We start from the raw sequence: 13,885 nt of genomic DNA, 5'->3' as shown, positions 1-13,885 counted from the left end.
GGGCCGGGTTCGGGCATCCGCGTGACCGTCCGACGTAAGGGCACCCGGGGCGGGGGTGTTGTGCCCGCCCGTTCCGCCCCAGCGGAACGAATGCCCACAACAGTCGGTCAGCCCAGCAGATGTTCGAGCGTGATGGCGATGCCGTCGTGTTCGTTCGACGCCGTGATCTCGTGCGCCACGGCCTTCAGCTCTTCATGCGCATTGGCCATCGCCACACCGTGCGCCGCCCACCCGAACATCGGGATGTCGTTCGGCATGTCCCCGAACGCGATCGTGTCCGCCGCCCGCAGTCCCAGCCGCCGGGCCGCCAGCGAGAGCCCCGTCGCCTTGCTCAGCCCCAGCGGCAGGATCTCCACGACGCCCGCGCCCGCCATCACCACGTCCACCAGGTTGCCGACCGTCGCCCTGGCGGCCCGTGCCAGCGCGTCGTCGTCCAGCCCGGGGTGCTGGATGTACACCTTGTTCAGCGGGGCCGACCACAGTTCGGCCGGGTCCTCGAACGACACCACAGGCAGCGGGCCTTCCTGCACCCGGTACCCGGGGCCGACCAGCACCTCGCCGTCGAGCCCGTCGCGGCTCGCGGCCAGCGCCAGCGGGCCGACCTCCGCCTCGATCTTGGAGAGCGCGAGACCGGCCAGCTGCCGGTCCAGCGTCACGGAGGTCAGCAGCCGGTGCTCGCCCGCGTGGTACACCTGCGCGCCCTGGCCGCAGACGGCGAGGCCGTCGTAGCCGAGGTCGTCCAGGATGTGCCGGGTCCAGGGCACCGCGCGTCCGGTGACGATGATGTGCGCGGCGCCCGCCGCGGTGGCCGAGGCGAGCGCGTCGCGCGTGCGCTGCGAGACCGTGTCGTCGTCACGCAGCAGCGTGCCGTCGAGATCGGTCGCGATCAGGCGGTAGGGAAAACTCACTTGGAGACCGGCTCCAGCACTTCACGACCGCCGAGGTACGGACGGAGCACCTCCGGCACCCGCACCGAACCGTCCGCCAACTGGTGGTTCTCCAGGATCGCCACGATCGTGCGCGGTACGGCGCACAGCGTGCCGTTCAGCGTCGCCAGCGGCTGCACCTTCTTGCCGTCGCGCATGCGGACCGACAGGCGGCGCGCCTGGAAGCTGTCGCAGTTCGAGGCGGAGGTCAGCTCGCGGTACTTGCCCTGGGTGGGGATCCACGCCTCGCAGTCGTACTTGCGCGAGGCCGAAGCGCCCAGGTCGCCGGTCGCCACATCGATCACCTGGAACGGCAGTTCCAAGCCGGTCAGCCACTGCTTCTCCCAGTCCAGGAGCCGCTTGTGCTCGGCCGCCGCGTCCTCGGGAGCGACGTACGAGAACATCTCGACCTTGTCGAACTGGTGCACCCGGAAGATGCCGCGGGTGTCCTTGCCGTACGTCCCCGCCTCGCGGCGGAAGCAAGGCGAGAAGCCGGCGTACCGCAGCGGCAGCTTGTCGGCTTCGATGATCTCGTCCATGTGGTACGCCGCGAGCGGGACCTCGGAGGTGCCGACCAGGTAGTAGTCGTCCTTCTCCAGGTGGTAGACGTTCTCGGAGGCCTGGCCGAGGAAGCCCGTGCCCTCCATGGCGCGCGGCCGGACCAGCGCGGGCGTCAGCATCGGGATGAACCCGGCCTCCGTCGCCTGTGCGATCGCGGCGTTGACCAGCGCGAGCTCGAGCAGCGCGCCGACACCTGTCAGGTAGTAGAAACGCGATCCCGACACCTTGGCGCCACGCTCGACGTCGATGGCGCCGAGCGCCTCACCGAGCTCCAGGTGGTCCTTGGGCTCGAAGCCCTCGGCTCCGAAGTCGCGGATCGTGCCGTGCGTCTCGAGGACGACGAAGTCCTCCTCGCCGCCGACCGGGACGTCCTCGTGGACGATGTTCCCGAGCTGGAGCAGCAGACGCCTGGTCTCTTCGTCGGCCTCGTCCTGAGCGGCGTCGGCCGCCTTGACGTCGGCCTTGAGCTGCTCGGCCTTCTTCAGCAGCTCGGCGCGCTCCTCGGGAGTGGCCTTGGGGATGAGCTTGCCGAGCTGCTTCTGCTCGGAACGAAGCTCGTCGAAGCGGAGGCCGGACGACCTGCGCCGCTCATCGGCAGAGAGGAGGGCGTCGACGAGCGCGACGTCCTCTCCACGGGCGCGCTGGGAGGCGCGAACACGGTCGGGGTCCTCACGGAGCAGGCGAAGGTCAATCACCCCACCAGGCTACCGGTGCCGACTCGCGCAACCTCACTCGATATTGCCTTGCGTGTCACTTTGTCCGAATTGCCGGAATTTAGAAAGCTGCCGCCAATTCACCGGTAAGCGTCAATAGACGCTCGACTTCTCGCTGAAATGGGGCATCCGGCCGTTGTCTGAATTGACCCGCTCCCCTTGCGGGGGGTGGGGTGTGATCTTCTCTTGTCCACAGGGATACGGGCTGTCGCAAGGTTATCCACAGGCTGTGTGCGGGATCTGTGGACCACGGAAATGATCGTTTTCAATGCCGTGCGTGAGCCGGAGGATTCCCCTTCCAAACCCACCTCACACACTCATTCGGGTGGGAATTCCTCGCTCCAAAGAGTTGATCAATGGAATTGAGGTGACAGAGGACACCGTGCGTACCTGTGGACGGAAGTGGGGCTACTGGGCCGATTTGTCGACCATGTCGCACTGCGTTGTCGACTTGTCCCCAGGTCGAGAAGCGAGCCTGTGGATAACTTCTGTGGACAACGAAAATCTGCAGGTAGGACTGGGTCGGAAACGGCCCCGGGTGGAATCCCTCAGGTGGAATCCACGAGGTGGAGTCAGGCGCGGCCGTCCTGGCAGCGCGCCAGCCAGTCCGATGCGGCCGTGAATTCCGCGTCCGACGTCCCCGCGCGCAGCGCCCGTACGTCCTCGACCGCCACACCCGCCCGCGGATACGAACCGAGGAACCGCACCTTCGGGCAGATCCGCTTCAGCCCCATCAGCGCCTCGCCGACCCGGCGGTCCGAAATATGGCCCTCGGCGTCAACGGCGAAGCAGTAGTTCCCGATCCCCGCACCCGTCGGCCGGGACTGGATCAGCATCAGGTTGACCCCGCGTACGGCGAACTCCTGCAACAGTTCGAGCAGCGCACCCGGGTGGTCGTCGCCCAGCCAGATGACCACCGACGTCTTGTCCGCGCCGGTCGGCGCCGCGGGCCTGGCGGGACGGCCCACCAGCACGAAGCGGGTCTCCGCGTTCTCCGCGTCGTGGATCTCGGTGACCAGCGGCTCGAGCCCGTACGTCACCGCCGCGAACTCGCCCGCGAAGGCCGCGTCGTAGCGCCCCTCCTGGACCAGGCGGGCGCCGTCCGCGTTCGACGCGGCCGACTCCCACAGCGCGTTCGGAAGGTTCGCCCGCAGCCAGTTGCGCACCTGCGGCTGGGCGACGGGATGGCCGGTCACCGTCTTCACCTCGGACAGCGTGGTGCCGGGCCGTACCAGCAGCGCGAAGGCGATGGGCAGCAGCACCTCGCGGTAGATCATCAGCGGCTCGCCGGAGGCCAGCTCGTCGAGGGTCGCGGTGACGCCGCCCTCCACGGAGTTCTCGATCGGTACGAGGGCGGCCGCGGCATCCCCGTTGCGTACGGCATCGAGCGCCGCGGGCACCGACAGCATCGGGACGAGCTCCCGCGTGGCGGCTTCCGGAAGCGTGCGCAGGGCGGCCTCGGTGAAGGTGCCCTCGGGACCGAGATAGGTGTAGCGCGTGGCCGACATACCGTCACCCTAATGGGCCCGGAGTCCTTACGACTCCAGGAGACGCTGCCCCACGTACTCGCCCTCCTTGGGCCCGCCCGGCACCGCGAACAGTCCGCTCGCCTCGTGCCGGATGAACGCCGACAGCGCATCGCCCCGGTCTAGCTTGCGCTGCACCGGAACGAAGCCGCGCAGCGGATCGGCCTGCCAGCAGATGAAGAGCAGCCCCGCTTCCGGCGTCCCGTCGGCCCCGATCCCGTCGTGGAAGGAGAACGGCCGCCGCAGCATCGCCGCGCCGCCGTTCTGCTCCGGCGCGGAGATCCGGGCATGGGCGTTGTCCGGGATGACCAGCTTGCCGTCGGGCCCCGTCTTGTCGAGGTCGAGCAGGGTCGTCTCGCTGCCACCGGTCAGCGGAGCGCCGTCGGACTTGCGGCGGCCGATCACCTGCTCCTGCTTCTTCAGCGGGAGCTGCTCCCAGTCGTCGAGCAGCATCCGGATCCGGCGTACGACGGCGTACGAGCCACCCGCCAGCCACGCGTACTTCGTCCCCGACGTTCCCGACCTTCCCGACGGCTCCGACGGGACGAAGATCCGCCGGTCGAAGTCGGGCTCGGACGGCTTCGGATTGCGGGTGCCGTCGACCTGGCCCATCAGATTACGGGCGGTCATCGGCTGCCCGGTGGCGCCCGGCGAACGGTTGAAACCGTTCATCTGCCAGCGCACCCGGGCCGCTTCCCTCGCCGCTTTCTGGATCGCGCGCAGAGCGTGGAAGGCGACCAGTGCGTCGTCCGCGCCGATCTGCACCCACAGATCGCCGTCCGACCGCTTCTTGTCCAACTGGTCGGAGGAGAACGCGGGCAGCGGATCCAGCCCCGGCGGGCGCTGCGCCACCAGACCCGTACGGTCGAAGAAGGTGCGGCCGAAGCCGAACGTGACCGTCAGCGAAGAGGGTCCGGCGTCCAGAGCGACACCCGTGTCGCCGTCGCCGGCCACCCGGCCCGCCATCAGCTCGCTCGCGAGCGTGGACCAGCGGCGCATCAGTGCGGCAGCTTCCTTGCGGCCCGCTCCCGGCGCCAGGTCGAAGGCGATCAGATGGCCGCGGGCCTGGAGCGGTGTGGTGATGCCCGCCTGGTGCGTGCCGTGGAAGGCAACAGCGGACGAGCCAAGCTCCGTCAGCGCGGTCGGGGCGTCGCCGGAAGCAGCGGCATGCGCGGCGGCGCCGCCCGCGGCCCCCAGCACAAGACCGGTGGCGCCCGCCGCACCCACGGTGCCGAGCAGCCGTCGCCTGGAGATGTCGTTGTCGCGCACAGGGTCACTCACTGGGGTCACTCACAGGTGGGTCAGCCGATCTTGATGTTCTTGTCGACGGTCGTCTGGTCGATGTCGGAGGTCCGCACGGTCACCTGGACCTGCCAGTCGCCGGGCATCGGGATCTGTACCGCGTCCGCGCTCCAGTGTCCCGTGGTGATGCGGTCGGGCGTGATCGGCAGCGGGCCGATCTGCTTGGCCTTGAGGGTGAAGGAGACCTTCACCTCGGGCACGTCCATCGGCTTCAGGTCGGGGCTGTAGATCCAGACGTGCATCTCGTTGGCGCCGGAGGTGGCGGGGTCGAGGCTGAGGCGGACGGTGCCCTTGCCGTTCTGGCCGCCGGTGTCGAAGGGCAGCCTGAGCTCGGTGGGTCCGTTGGGCACGGTCGCGGCCGCCTGGGAGCCCGAGGTCCCGGCCGCCTCTTCTTCCGTACGGCCCGGTTCGGTGGCCGTGAGGATGGTGGTCACGGCCAGCAGGACCACCGCGACGCCCGCCTCGGCCAGCACGGAACGGCGCAGTCCGGTACGTACCGGGTCGGCGTCCCTCGCAGTCTCCTTGGCCTTCTTCTTCTGGGCGGTGGACACCGCGGCCTTCTGACGGGCGAGTTGGGCCGCCCGCTCGGGATCCGCTGCCTCATCGGCCTCCGCGGACGCGGCCTCGGGAACCGTGACCGGCTTCTCGTCGGCCTCTTCCCTCACCTCGGCCGTCTCGGCGAGCTGCGCCGTCCACCGCCGCGAGATCCACGCGACGCTCACCAGGACGACGACCAGGCCCACCTTGATCAGCAGCAGCTGCCCGTACCAGGTCCCCGTCAGCGCCGACCAGGAGCCGACCTGTCGCCAGGACTGGTAGGTGCCGGTCGCGGCGAGTACGACCACACTGCCGAACGCGACCTTGGAGAACCGCCGTACCGCCGCCCGCTCGATCGACGGAGCCCCGGTCGACGGAGCACGGTAGAGCGCGGTCAGCAGCGCGGCGAGCCCGCCGAGCCAGGTCGCCACAGCCAGCAGATGCAGCACGTCGACCGGCATCGCGAGCCCCGGCTGAATGCCCGTCGACGCATGCTCCGAGAGCGCCCATGTCGCCGCGATCCCCGCCGCGACGACCGTGCCGCCGACGGCAAGACCGAAGGTCAGGTCCCTCTTCTCGGCCTCGTCCTCCCGTTTCGCGAACGCCCCGAAGAGCACGGCGATGAACAGCGCCGCCGCCCCGAGCAGCATCAGTCTGGAGCTGAGCGCGGCGCCGGTCTTGGTCTGCAGGACGTCCCGCAGCCCGCCGAGGTCGAAGGCGTCCGCAAGTTTCCCGGAGCCGGTGTACGGGGTGCGCAGCAGCAGCGTCGCGAGGGTGGCCGCGGTGAGCGTCACCCACCCGTGTACGACGAGGCGTTGCAGGGGTCGTACGGAAGCACCGCGCTGCCAGCAGACGAGCACGAAGGCCGCGCCTCCGGCGAGCAGCACGAAGCCCGCGTACGAGGCGTAGCGCGCGATGTCGTAGAGGACACCGACCAGGCCACCGCCGGCCTTCTGGTCGGGCAGGACCGCAGAGGTCTTGGAGGGCGCTCCGATGGAGAAGGTGAAGGCCCCGGAGACGGGATGGCTGTCGGCCGAGACGGCCTGCCAGGCCACGGTGTAGGTGCCGTTGGGCAGTCCGGGCAGCAGATCGACGCCGTAGGTGACCTTGCCGCCGGTGCCGAGATCCTTGACGGCGGCCTTGTCGGCGCGTTTGCCGCTGGGTTCGAGGACCCGGATCGAGTCCTTCCCCATGGCCACCTGCTCGGAGAAGGTGAGCGTGACGTCCTTGGGGGCGGTGGCGACCACCGCCCCGTCCTTCGGGTTGCTCCCGGTCAGCGCGGCATGCGCCGACGCGGGGCTCGCACCGGCCAGGAGCGCGCAGAAGAGCGTGCCGATCAGCACGGTCGCGGCGAGCAGCAGCCGGAGGGGGGACGGGCCGAAGCGCGGGGCGATGGCTGTCATGGAGTGATCAGTCCCTCGGTGCTCAGTGCTTCTTCGGGTTGTACGTGGGCTCCTTGACGGGAAGTTCGACCTTGATCGGGTCTGACTTCTCGAAGCGCAGCTCCACGGTGACCTTCTCGCCCTGCTTCGGCTTCTGCTTGAGCTTCATGAACATGATGTGGTTTCCACCGCGTTCGAGATCGAGCTCGCCGTCCGCCGGGACGTCGAAGGTCTTCACCTCCTGCATCGTCTGGTTCTTCGACTCATGGATCGTGATGTCGTCGGAGACGTCACTGGTCACGGAGGTGAGCCTGTCCGCCCCGGCTCCGCTGTTCTGCACCGTCAGAAAACCGGCCGCCATGTCGCTGACGGGCTGCGGCATGAACGCGCCGCTGACCTTCAACTCCGGCTTGCCGTCGGACGAGCAGCCCGCCAGCGCCAGCCCGGCGGTCAGGGCTATGACGGCGGCGAGGGTGGTGCGGCGGTTCACGGGTTCTCCCCACGGATGATCTTCGGCAGGTCCTTGGCGTAGTCGTCCGCCGTGGCGTCCTCGCCGTAGAGCACATAGCCCTTGTCGGTCTTCGGGGAGAAGGCGATGACCTGGGCGCCGTGCATGGAGACGACGGTGCCGTCGTTCTCCTTCTTCGGCGGGTCGATGCCGATGCCGATCTGGCGCGCGCCGGCCTGGATGGTCGGGAAGTCGCCGGTGAGGCCGGTGAAGGACGGATCCCCGGCGCTCGGCAGCCACTTGGCCAGCTCGGCCGGGGTGTCGCGCTCCGGATCGGTGGTGACGAACACGACCTGGAGCTTGTCCTGGTCAGCCTTGGAGAGCTGCTTCCTGGCGATGGCGATATTGCTCATCGTCAGCGGGCAGACGTCGGGGCAGTGCGTGTAGCCGAAGTAGATCAGCGTCGGCCTGCCCTTGGTCTGCTCACGCAGGTCGTACTTCTTGCCGTGGGTGTCCGTGAGGACGAGGTTCGGCTTGGTGAACGGCTGGTCGAGCACGGTCGCGGGCCGGTTCGCCTCGGCCGAGACATCGGCGACGGGGCTCTTGGCGGAGTCGTCGCCGGAGCAGGCGGTGAGGGTGAGCCCGGCGGCCACGACGAGCGTGGCCGCGAGCACGGTCTTCTTGCGCATGGAGAAATGTCCCAATGGTGGTGTGCGGACCGTCAGGAGGCGCGACGGCGGCCGGCCAGGACTCCGAAGGCCACGCCCGCGATGCCGGCCAGGATGCCGACGATGGCCAGGATGCGGGCGGTCGTGTCGCTGCTGTCGGCGGACGCGGTCTCGGACTTCGTGCCCTCGTCGTGCCCGCTGTTCTTGCTGTCCTTCGCGGCCGCGTCCTTGGCGCCGCCGCCGTGCTCGTCCTCGGTCGCGGCCGAGAGCCTCAGGACGGGCGCGGGGGCCTCGGGCTCCGGGGCGCCCTCCTTCGACTCCTCGATCCAGCGCACGACCTCCTTGTTGTCGTACGTCTGGAGCGCCTTGAACACCAACTGGTCGGCGTCCTCGGGCAGCCGGCCGAGGGAGACGGGGAATTGCTGGAAGTGACCGGGCGCGATCTTGGAACCGTCGGCGGTCCAGGTGACCTTGGAGACCGCCTCGGTGATCTTCTTGCCGTGCACCTCAAGCGGCTTGGCCAGCTTGGACTTGGTGACTTCGACCTTCCAGCCGGGCACGTCCTGCGGCATCACGGACGCCAGCGGGTGCTCGGTGGGCAGGCTGACTTCGAGCTTCACGGTCGAGGCGTTGTCGCGCTCGTTGGGGACCTTGAAGTTGACCGTCGCGTAACCGCCCTTGGCGGCCTCGCCCTGCGGCTGCACGCTGACGTGCGCGAAGGCGGTGCCGGAGAGGAGCAGCACGGAGGAGGCGGCAATTCCGGTCGCGACAGCGATGCGGGAAACGTTCATGACTGAGGACACTCCACAGGTCAGAAGCGGTGAGTGCGTGCCGTGCACAAACGGGTGCGCGGGCACCACGGCGCCACTCCCGTCGAGTGGGCCGCGTCAGGCAGCGAGAGCGAGGCGGGCAGGAGGCCCGCGCCTGATCACCGTGTGCTGGAGTACCTCACCGGCCGAAGGCCCGGGAGGGTCGGACGAGGCCCGGGGAGCGCGCGGGTCCACCGCGGGTGCCCCCGCCAGACCGGCACGCAGCGCCCGTACGAGACCGAGCGCGGCGCGCAGCGACCGCAGCCACGCAGCCTCGGCCACCTCATGGGCCGAGTCCGCCGAAAGCCGGATCAGCCGCACCAGCGCCAGATCCCCGCGCCGCAGCAGCCAGCCGGTCGCGAGCGCGGCCAGCAGATGCCCCAGCATCATGGGGAGCGAGGGCAGCAGTTCCGGCGAAGCGACGGCGGTCTGCGCCATGTGGTGGTGGCCGCTGTGAGCGGCCGGGGCGATGCCTGCGGGGGCGATACCGGCAGTGGTGACGATCCGCCGGGCGTCCGTGGGGCTGATCGCGGCAGCACCCGCCCCGCACATCAGCTTCGCTGCCAACCTGATCAGCGCGTCGTCGGCCGTCGGGGCAAGGCGCAGCTGGTGCTGCCCGAGGCCGAACAGGGCGTGCAGGGAAAGCTGTCCGGCGGTGAGCGCGACGGCAATGGACGGCAGCGTGCGCGCACGTCCTGCGAACGGCGCCACCAGCGCGAACATCCCGATGAAGCCTGCCGCCAGCGTCCACCAGGGGATGGCCGCACAGGCCGCCAGCGCATGTCCCGTCGCGGACAGCGCAACGCAGACCGCGGTGAACACCGCGGCCCTCAGCAGCCGCAGACCGGCTCCGGCGCGCGCAACGGGGATGGACGACATGGCCGGGTCATCATCGCACTGAGCCGGGAGCGACCGTACGGCAGGTCCGGAAGATCCCCTTTGCCGACCCCCGCGCGCCCCACACGGCCCTATCCACCGCCTCATACACCGCCGCCCGAGCCCCGCGCGTCCGCCGAATGAGCGCAATCACATCAACTGTGTGCTTACGCACTGTGTCTTGCGGCAATACGTATCGGTATGTCGAGCCGCAGCCAGGAGGCCGGAGCATGAGCATCTGGTGGTCACTCCATTTGCGGCGCGATGCCGCGAGCGTCCCGCTCGCCCGCCGCCTGCTGCTCGGCACCATGGAGACCGCGGGAGTCGACCCCGACATCTCCTACGATCTGTCGGTCGCCCTCAGCGAAGCCTGCGCGAACGCCGTCGAACACGGCGGAGGCCAGGGGTGCGGCGACGCCTCGGCGGCGTACCGCGTGACCGCGTATCTGGACGGCGAGAAGTGCCGTATCGAGGTGGCCGATTCGGGACCCGGCTTTCCCGTCCGGCGCGGCGGCCAGTGCGCGCATGCCACGCCGCCGCCGTCCCCGACCGCCGAGAGCGGCCGCGGTCTGTGTCTGATCGAGCAGCTCGCCGACCACGTTCATGTCCGCAACCGGCCCGGCCGGGGCGCGGTGGTCAGCTTCGACAAGATCCTCAAATGGCGGGAGGGCGCGCTGCTCAAGGTCTCCTGAGCCGCGCGCCCTCCCGAGGTCCTGACGGAACGGTCAGCCCTTGAGCGAGGCCATCCACGCCTCGACTTCGTCGGCCTGCCGCGGCAGCGCCGCCGACAGATTGCGGTTGCCGTCCTCGGTGACCAGGATGTCGTCCTCGATCCGGACGCCGATGCCGCGGTACTCCTCCGGCACGGTCAGGTCGTCCGCCTGGAAGTAGAGCCCCGGCTCCACCGTCAGGCACATGCCCGGCTCCAGGGTCCCGTCGACATACGCCTCGGTGCGCGCGGCCGCGCAGTCGTGGACGTCCATGCCGAGCATGTGACCCGTGCCGTGCAGCGTCCAGCGGCGCTGCAGACCCAGCTCGAGCACCCGCTCGACCGGGCCCTCGACCAGACCCCACTCGACGATCTTCTCGGCGAGCACCCGCTGCGAGGCGTCGTGGAAGTCGCGGTACTTGGCTCCCGGCTTCACTGCCGCGATGCCCGCCTCCTGGGACTCGTACACCGCGTCGTAGATCTTGCGCTGCAGCTCGTTGAAGCGGCCGTTGATCGGCAGCGTGCGCGTGATGTCGGCGGTGTAGAGCGTGTGGGTCTCCACGCCGGCGTCCAGCAGCAGCAGCTCGCCGGAGCGGACCGGGCCGTCGTTGCGCACCCAGTGCAGCGTGGTGGCATGCGGACCGGCTGCACAGATCGAGCCGTAACCGATGTCATTGCCCTCGACGCGGGCACGCAGGAAGAAGGTGCCCTCGATGTAGCGCTCGCTGGTCGCCTCGGCCTTGTCCAGGACCCTGACGACGTCCTCGAAGCCGCGCGCGGTGGAGTCGCACGCCTTCTGCAGCTCGCCGACCTCGAACTCGTCCTTCACGGCACGCGCCTCGGAGAGGTACACGCGCAGTTCGTCGTCGCGCTCGGCGGTGACCTTGTCGGTCAGCGCCGCCTCGATACCGGCGTCGTGGCCGCGCACGGCGCGGACCGGGCCGGTCGCCTCGCGCAGCTTCTCCGGAAGCTCGCGCACATCCTTCGCCGGGATGCCCAGCAGCTGCTCGGCCTCGGTCAGGGAGTGGCGGCGGCCGACCCACAGCTCACCCTGACCCGACAGCCAGAACTCGCCGTTCTCACGGTTGGAGCGCGGCAGCAGATAGATGGTCGCCCGGTGCGACGCGCCCTTGGGCTCCAGCACCAGGACGCCGTCCTCGGTCAGGTCGCCTGTGAGGTACGCGTACTCGGTGGAGGCGCGGAAGGAGTACTCGGTGTCATTGGAGCGGGTCTTCAGATTGCCCGCGGGGATCACCAGGCGCTCGCCGGGAAAACGCGCCGAGAGCGCGGCACGGCGGGCGGCGGTCTGCGAGGCCTGCGCGATGGGCTCCAGATCGCGCAGCTCGGTGTCGGCCCAGCCCGTCGTCATGTTCTCGGCGAGCTCGTCGGACACGCCCGGGTACAGGCCGTTCTTTCGCTGCTTGATGGGCTGCTCTTCTTCTTCCGCGCCTGCTGCGGTAGCAGCAAGATCGGATTCTGCCGGGGGGAGCTCCTCGGCCACGTCTGCCTCCTCGATACGACACTGGACCGCCTTCCATCGTATGTGCGACGGGAAGACGGCCCATTGCCCTGTGGATAACGTGTGAGAAATCAGTCAAAGCGGGCGGCGAGCAACACCACGTCCTCACCGCTGTCGGCCTCGTACAGACCCTCCGGCAGCACCGTGCGCAGCACATGCTCGGCGATCGCAGCAGGGTCGTCCCGCAGCGACTTGGGCACGCACGCGGCCGCCGCGTGCAGGCGCGCGAAGGCCCGGTCCATGGGGTCACCGGTACGCCGCAGAAGCCCGTCCGTGTAGAGCAGCACCGTTTCTCCGGGCTCGGGTGAAAGCTCCACGCTCGGCGCCTCCCAGCAGGCGAGCATCCCCAGCGGCGCGGACAGGGACGTCTCCACGAACTCGGTACGCCGCTCCCCGACCACCAGAGGTGGTGTGTGCCCGGCCCCGGCCAGCACGATCTTCCGGTTGGCCGGCTCGGCGTACGCGAAGAGCGCGGTCGCGGTACGGGCCGGTTCCGTCAGCCGCAGCAGCAGCTCCAGATCGGACAGTACGGCGACGGGGTCCTCGCCCTCCATCACGGCGTACGCACGCAGGGACGCGCGCAGCCGTCCCATCGCGGCCAGCGCGCTCGGTCCGGAGCCGCTGACCGAGCCGACCGCGAGCCCCAGCGCGCCCTCCGGCAGCGGCAGCGCGTCGTACCAGTCGCCGCCGCCGTTGGGAGTGGTGCGGTGTTTGACGGCGAGCTGGACGCCGGGCACCCGGGGCAGCCGGCTGGGCAGCAGTTCCTCGGCGACGGTCGCCACCGTGGCACGCGCCAACTCCAGCTCGACGAGCCGGGCCAGATGCTCGGTGGCGTAGCGCATGTAGAGCCCGACGAGATGGCACTGGCGCTCCACCGGGGTGGCGGGCTCGTCGTACATCCACACGGCGGCGCCGAGCGTCCCGGCCACCTCGGAGGCGAGCGGCACGGTGTAGCTGGCGGCGTAGCCGAGGCGGACGACGACCTCGCGGTGGCGGGGGTCGAGCGTCTTGTCGGCGAGCAGATCGGGATGGGCGACGGCCTCAGGGGGACCGGCAGGACCGGGCCGTCCGTCCGGGAGGCGGCCGTCGAGGATCCGGCCGTAGGCGGTGGCGGCGCGCGGCACCGTCTCGATATGGCCAAGTTCGGCATGGGTGAACCCGAGGCCCTTGGTGAGGGCGGGACCGCGGTCCGGTTCGAAACAGTCGGCCCGTGAGGCGCCGGGTGGAGGTTCGAGGACGACCATGCCGCGACGGGCACCGACCAGGGCGGCACCGGCCCGCAGCAGTTCATGGAGGGCGTCGTCGAGCGAAGCGGTCCGGACCAGGCGCTCGGTGAGTTCGTGGAGGGTGGTCAGATCGGAGACCCACCCGGCCAGCCGATCCTGAATCACCGCCCCCGGAGGGGTCGGTAGGGCGGGCAGGGCAGCGGCAGTGTGCGTGGGGTTGGGAACCGTTGAGTCGATTCCAGCCACTTTCGGCAGGTGAGGGGCGCTCATGGCAGCCGGCTTTCCGACTGGTGCGTTTTGCTCAATAGCATCGCAAACCCCCATGTCATTCTGCGCCGCTATCAATGCATCCACATGTACACGCACAAGTGAGGGGATGTCCAGCATTGGACCACTGGGATCGGTGGTGTCTACGTGACCTTGAACTTGGCCGAAAAATGCACCCCCTGGCGGTCAATTGAGGTCGACTGAGGGCTGTTCGGCAATGGGGGTCCTCCCAGGGCGAAGCCCGAGGGGGAGTCATTCCAAGCGTGATGGGTACGTAAACGGTGATGGCCAGGGGCAGTTGGGACCGCCCCGGAACCTGGCGACGGGCCCGGGCGTCATAACAGCCGGAGGCCGCGCCTCATCCCGAGTGGCGGGGAAAAGTTCAGCGGGACTGCAAGCGCCAGGCGCGCGCCACC

Annotated in this window: 12 protein-coding genes; 1 reads left to right on the top strand and 11 read right to left on the bottom strand. The window is 69.5% G+C overall.

Translation table 11 applies throughout. The features are described 5' to 3' along the window. Positions 1–107: 107 nt before the first annotated feature. The 9 genes from ABZS64_RS30405 to ABZS64_RS30365 form a co-directional block, all read right to left on the bottom strand. Positions 108–908, bottom strand: a complete 801-nt coding sequence (locus tag ABZS64_RS30405; protein WP_355836660.1) for an HAD family hydrolase — start codon at positions 906–908, stop codon at positions 108–110. Beyond that, positions 905–2,182, bottom strand: coding sequence for a serine--tRNA ligase (serS, locus tag ABZS64_RS30400; RefSeq protein ID WP_355836657.1), 1,278 nt, complete (start codon positions 2,180–2,182; stop codon positions 905–907). Before serS ends, ABZS64_RS30405 begins: the two co-directional genes overlap by 4 nt. Positions 2,183–2,772: 590 nt before the next feature. Further along, a complete protein-coding gene (gene pheA / locus ABZS64_RS30395) occupies positions 2,773–3,708 on the bottom strand; it encodes a prephenate dehydratase (protein ID WP_355836654.1) in 936 nt (311 codons plus the stop codon). 27 nt (positions 3,709–3,735) lie between these two features. Next, the gene (gene efeB, locus ABZS64_RS30390; protein WP_355836735.1) at positions 3,736–4,995 is read right to left on the bottom strand and encodes an iron uptake transporter deferrochelatase/peroxidase subunit; all 1,260 of its coding nucleotides are present in this window, start codon (positions 4,993–4,995) and stop codon (positions 3,736–3,738) included. Positions 4,996–5,027: 32 nt separating this feature from the next. After that, positions 5,028–6,968 (bottom strand): copper resistance protein CopC, encoded by a 1,941-nt coding sequence (locus tag ABZS64_RS30385; protein ID WP_355836651.1) that lies wholly within the window; start codon positions 6,966–6,968, stop codon positions 5,028–5,030. A gap of 22 nt (positions 6,969–6,990) precedes the next feature. Next, on the bottom strand, positions 6,991–7,437 hold the full coding sequence (locus tag ABZS64_RS30380; RefSeq protein WP_355836648.1) for a copper chaperone PCu(A)C: 447 nt from the start codon (positions 7,435–7,437) through the stop codon (positions 6,991–6,993). Continuing rightward, positions 7,434–8,084 carry an SCO family protein gene (locus tag ABZS64_RS30375; protein ID WP_355836645.1) on the bottom strand — a complete coding sequence of 217 codons (651 nt, stop codon included), beginning with the start codon at positions 8,082–8,084 and terminating at the stop codon, positions 7,434–7,436. The genes ABZS64_RS30380 and ABZS64_RS30375 overlap by 4 nt, the downstream gene beginning before the upstream one ends. A 32-nt stretch (positions 8,085–8,116) precedes the next feature. Then, positions 8,117–8,854, bottom strand: a complete 738-nt coding sequence (locus tag ABZS64_RS30370) for a YcnI family protein (RefSeq protein ID WP_355836642.1) — start codon at positions 8,852–8,854, stop codon at positions 8,117–8,119. 96 nt (positions 8,855–8,950) lie between these two features. Beyond that, complete coding sequence (locus tag ABZS64_RS30365; protein WP_355836639.1) at positions 8,951–9,751, bottom strand: hypothetical protein; 801 nt, start codon at positions 9,749–9,751, stop codon at positions 8,951–8,953. Positions 9,752–9,978: 227 nt separating this feature from the next. Between ABZS64_RS30365 and ABZS64_RS30360 the strand changes: the two genes are divergently transcribed. Continuing rightward, positions 9,979–10,440, top strand: coding sequence for an ATP-binding protein (locus tag ABZS64_RS30360; protein WP_355836636.1), 462 nt, complete (start codon positions 9,979–9,981; stop codon positions 10,438–10,440). Positions 10,441–10,473: 33 nt separating this feature from the next. Here ABZS64_RS30360 and ABZS64_RS30355 read toward each other — a convergent pair whose 3' ends face one another. Together ABZS64_RS30355 and ABZS64_RS30350 are read right to left on the bottom strand one after the other, a co-directional pair. Next, positions 10,474–11,958 carry an aminopeptidase P family protein gene (locus tag ABZS64_RS30355; protein ID WP_355836634.1) on the bottom strand — a complete coding sequence of 495 codons (1,485 nt, stop codon included), beginning with the start codon at positions 11,956–11,958 and terminating at the stop codon, positions 10,474–10,476. Positions 11,959–12,047: 89 nt separating this feature from the next. Continuing rightward, positions 12,048–13,589, bottom strand: a complete 1,542-nt coding sequence (locus ABZS64_RS30350; protein WP_355836631.1) for a PP2C family protein-serine/threonine phosphatase — start codon at positions 13,587–13,589, stop codon at positions 12,048–12,050. Positions 13,590–13,885: the final 296 nt, after the last annotated feature.

It is taken from the genome of Streptomyces sp. NPDC005408 (assembly GCF_040606445.1).
Taxonomy (GTDB): domain Bacteria; phylum Actinomycetota; class Actinomycetes; order Streptomycetales; family Streptomycetaceae; genus Streptomyces.
This window is presented reverse-complemented; position numbering and strand designations above follow the sequence as displayed.

Coding starts and splice junctions, on each gene's coding strand:
- ABZS64_RS30365 (WP_355836639.1), bottom strand. CDS start 9,751: ATGTCGTCCATCCCCGTTGCGCGCGCCGGAGCCGGTCTGCGGCTGCTG.
- ABZS64_RS30350 (WP_355836631.1), bottom strand. CDS start 13,589: ATGCTGGACATCCCCTCACTTGTGCGTGTACATGTGGATGCATTGATA.
- ABZS64_RS30370 (WP_355836642.1), bottom strand. CDS start 8,854: ATGAACGTTTCCCGCATCGCTGTCGCGACCGGAATTGCCGCCTCCTCC.
- ABZS64_RS30360 (WP_355836636.1), top strand. CDS start 9,979: ATGAGCATCTGGTGGTCACTCCATTTGCGGCGCGATGCCGCGAGCGTC.
- ABZS64_RS30375 (WP_355836645.1), bottom strand. CDS start 8,084: ATGCGCAAGAAGACCGTGCTCGCGGCCACGCTCGTCGTGGCCGCCGGG.
- ABZS64_RS30385 (WP_355836651.1), bottom strand. CDS start 6,968: ATGACAGCCATCGCCCCGCGCTTCGGCCCGTCCCCCCTCCGGCTGCTG.
- pheA (WP_355836654.1), bottom strand. CDS start 3,708: ATGTCGGCCACGCGCTACACCTATCTCGGTCCCGAGGGCACCTTCACC.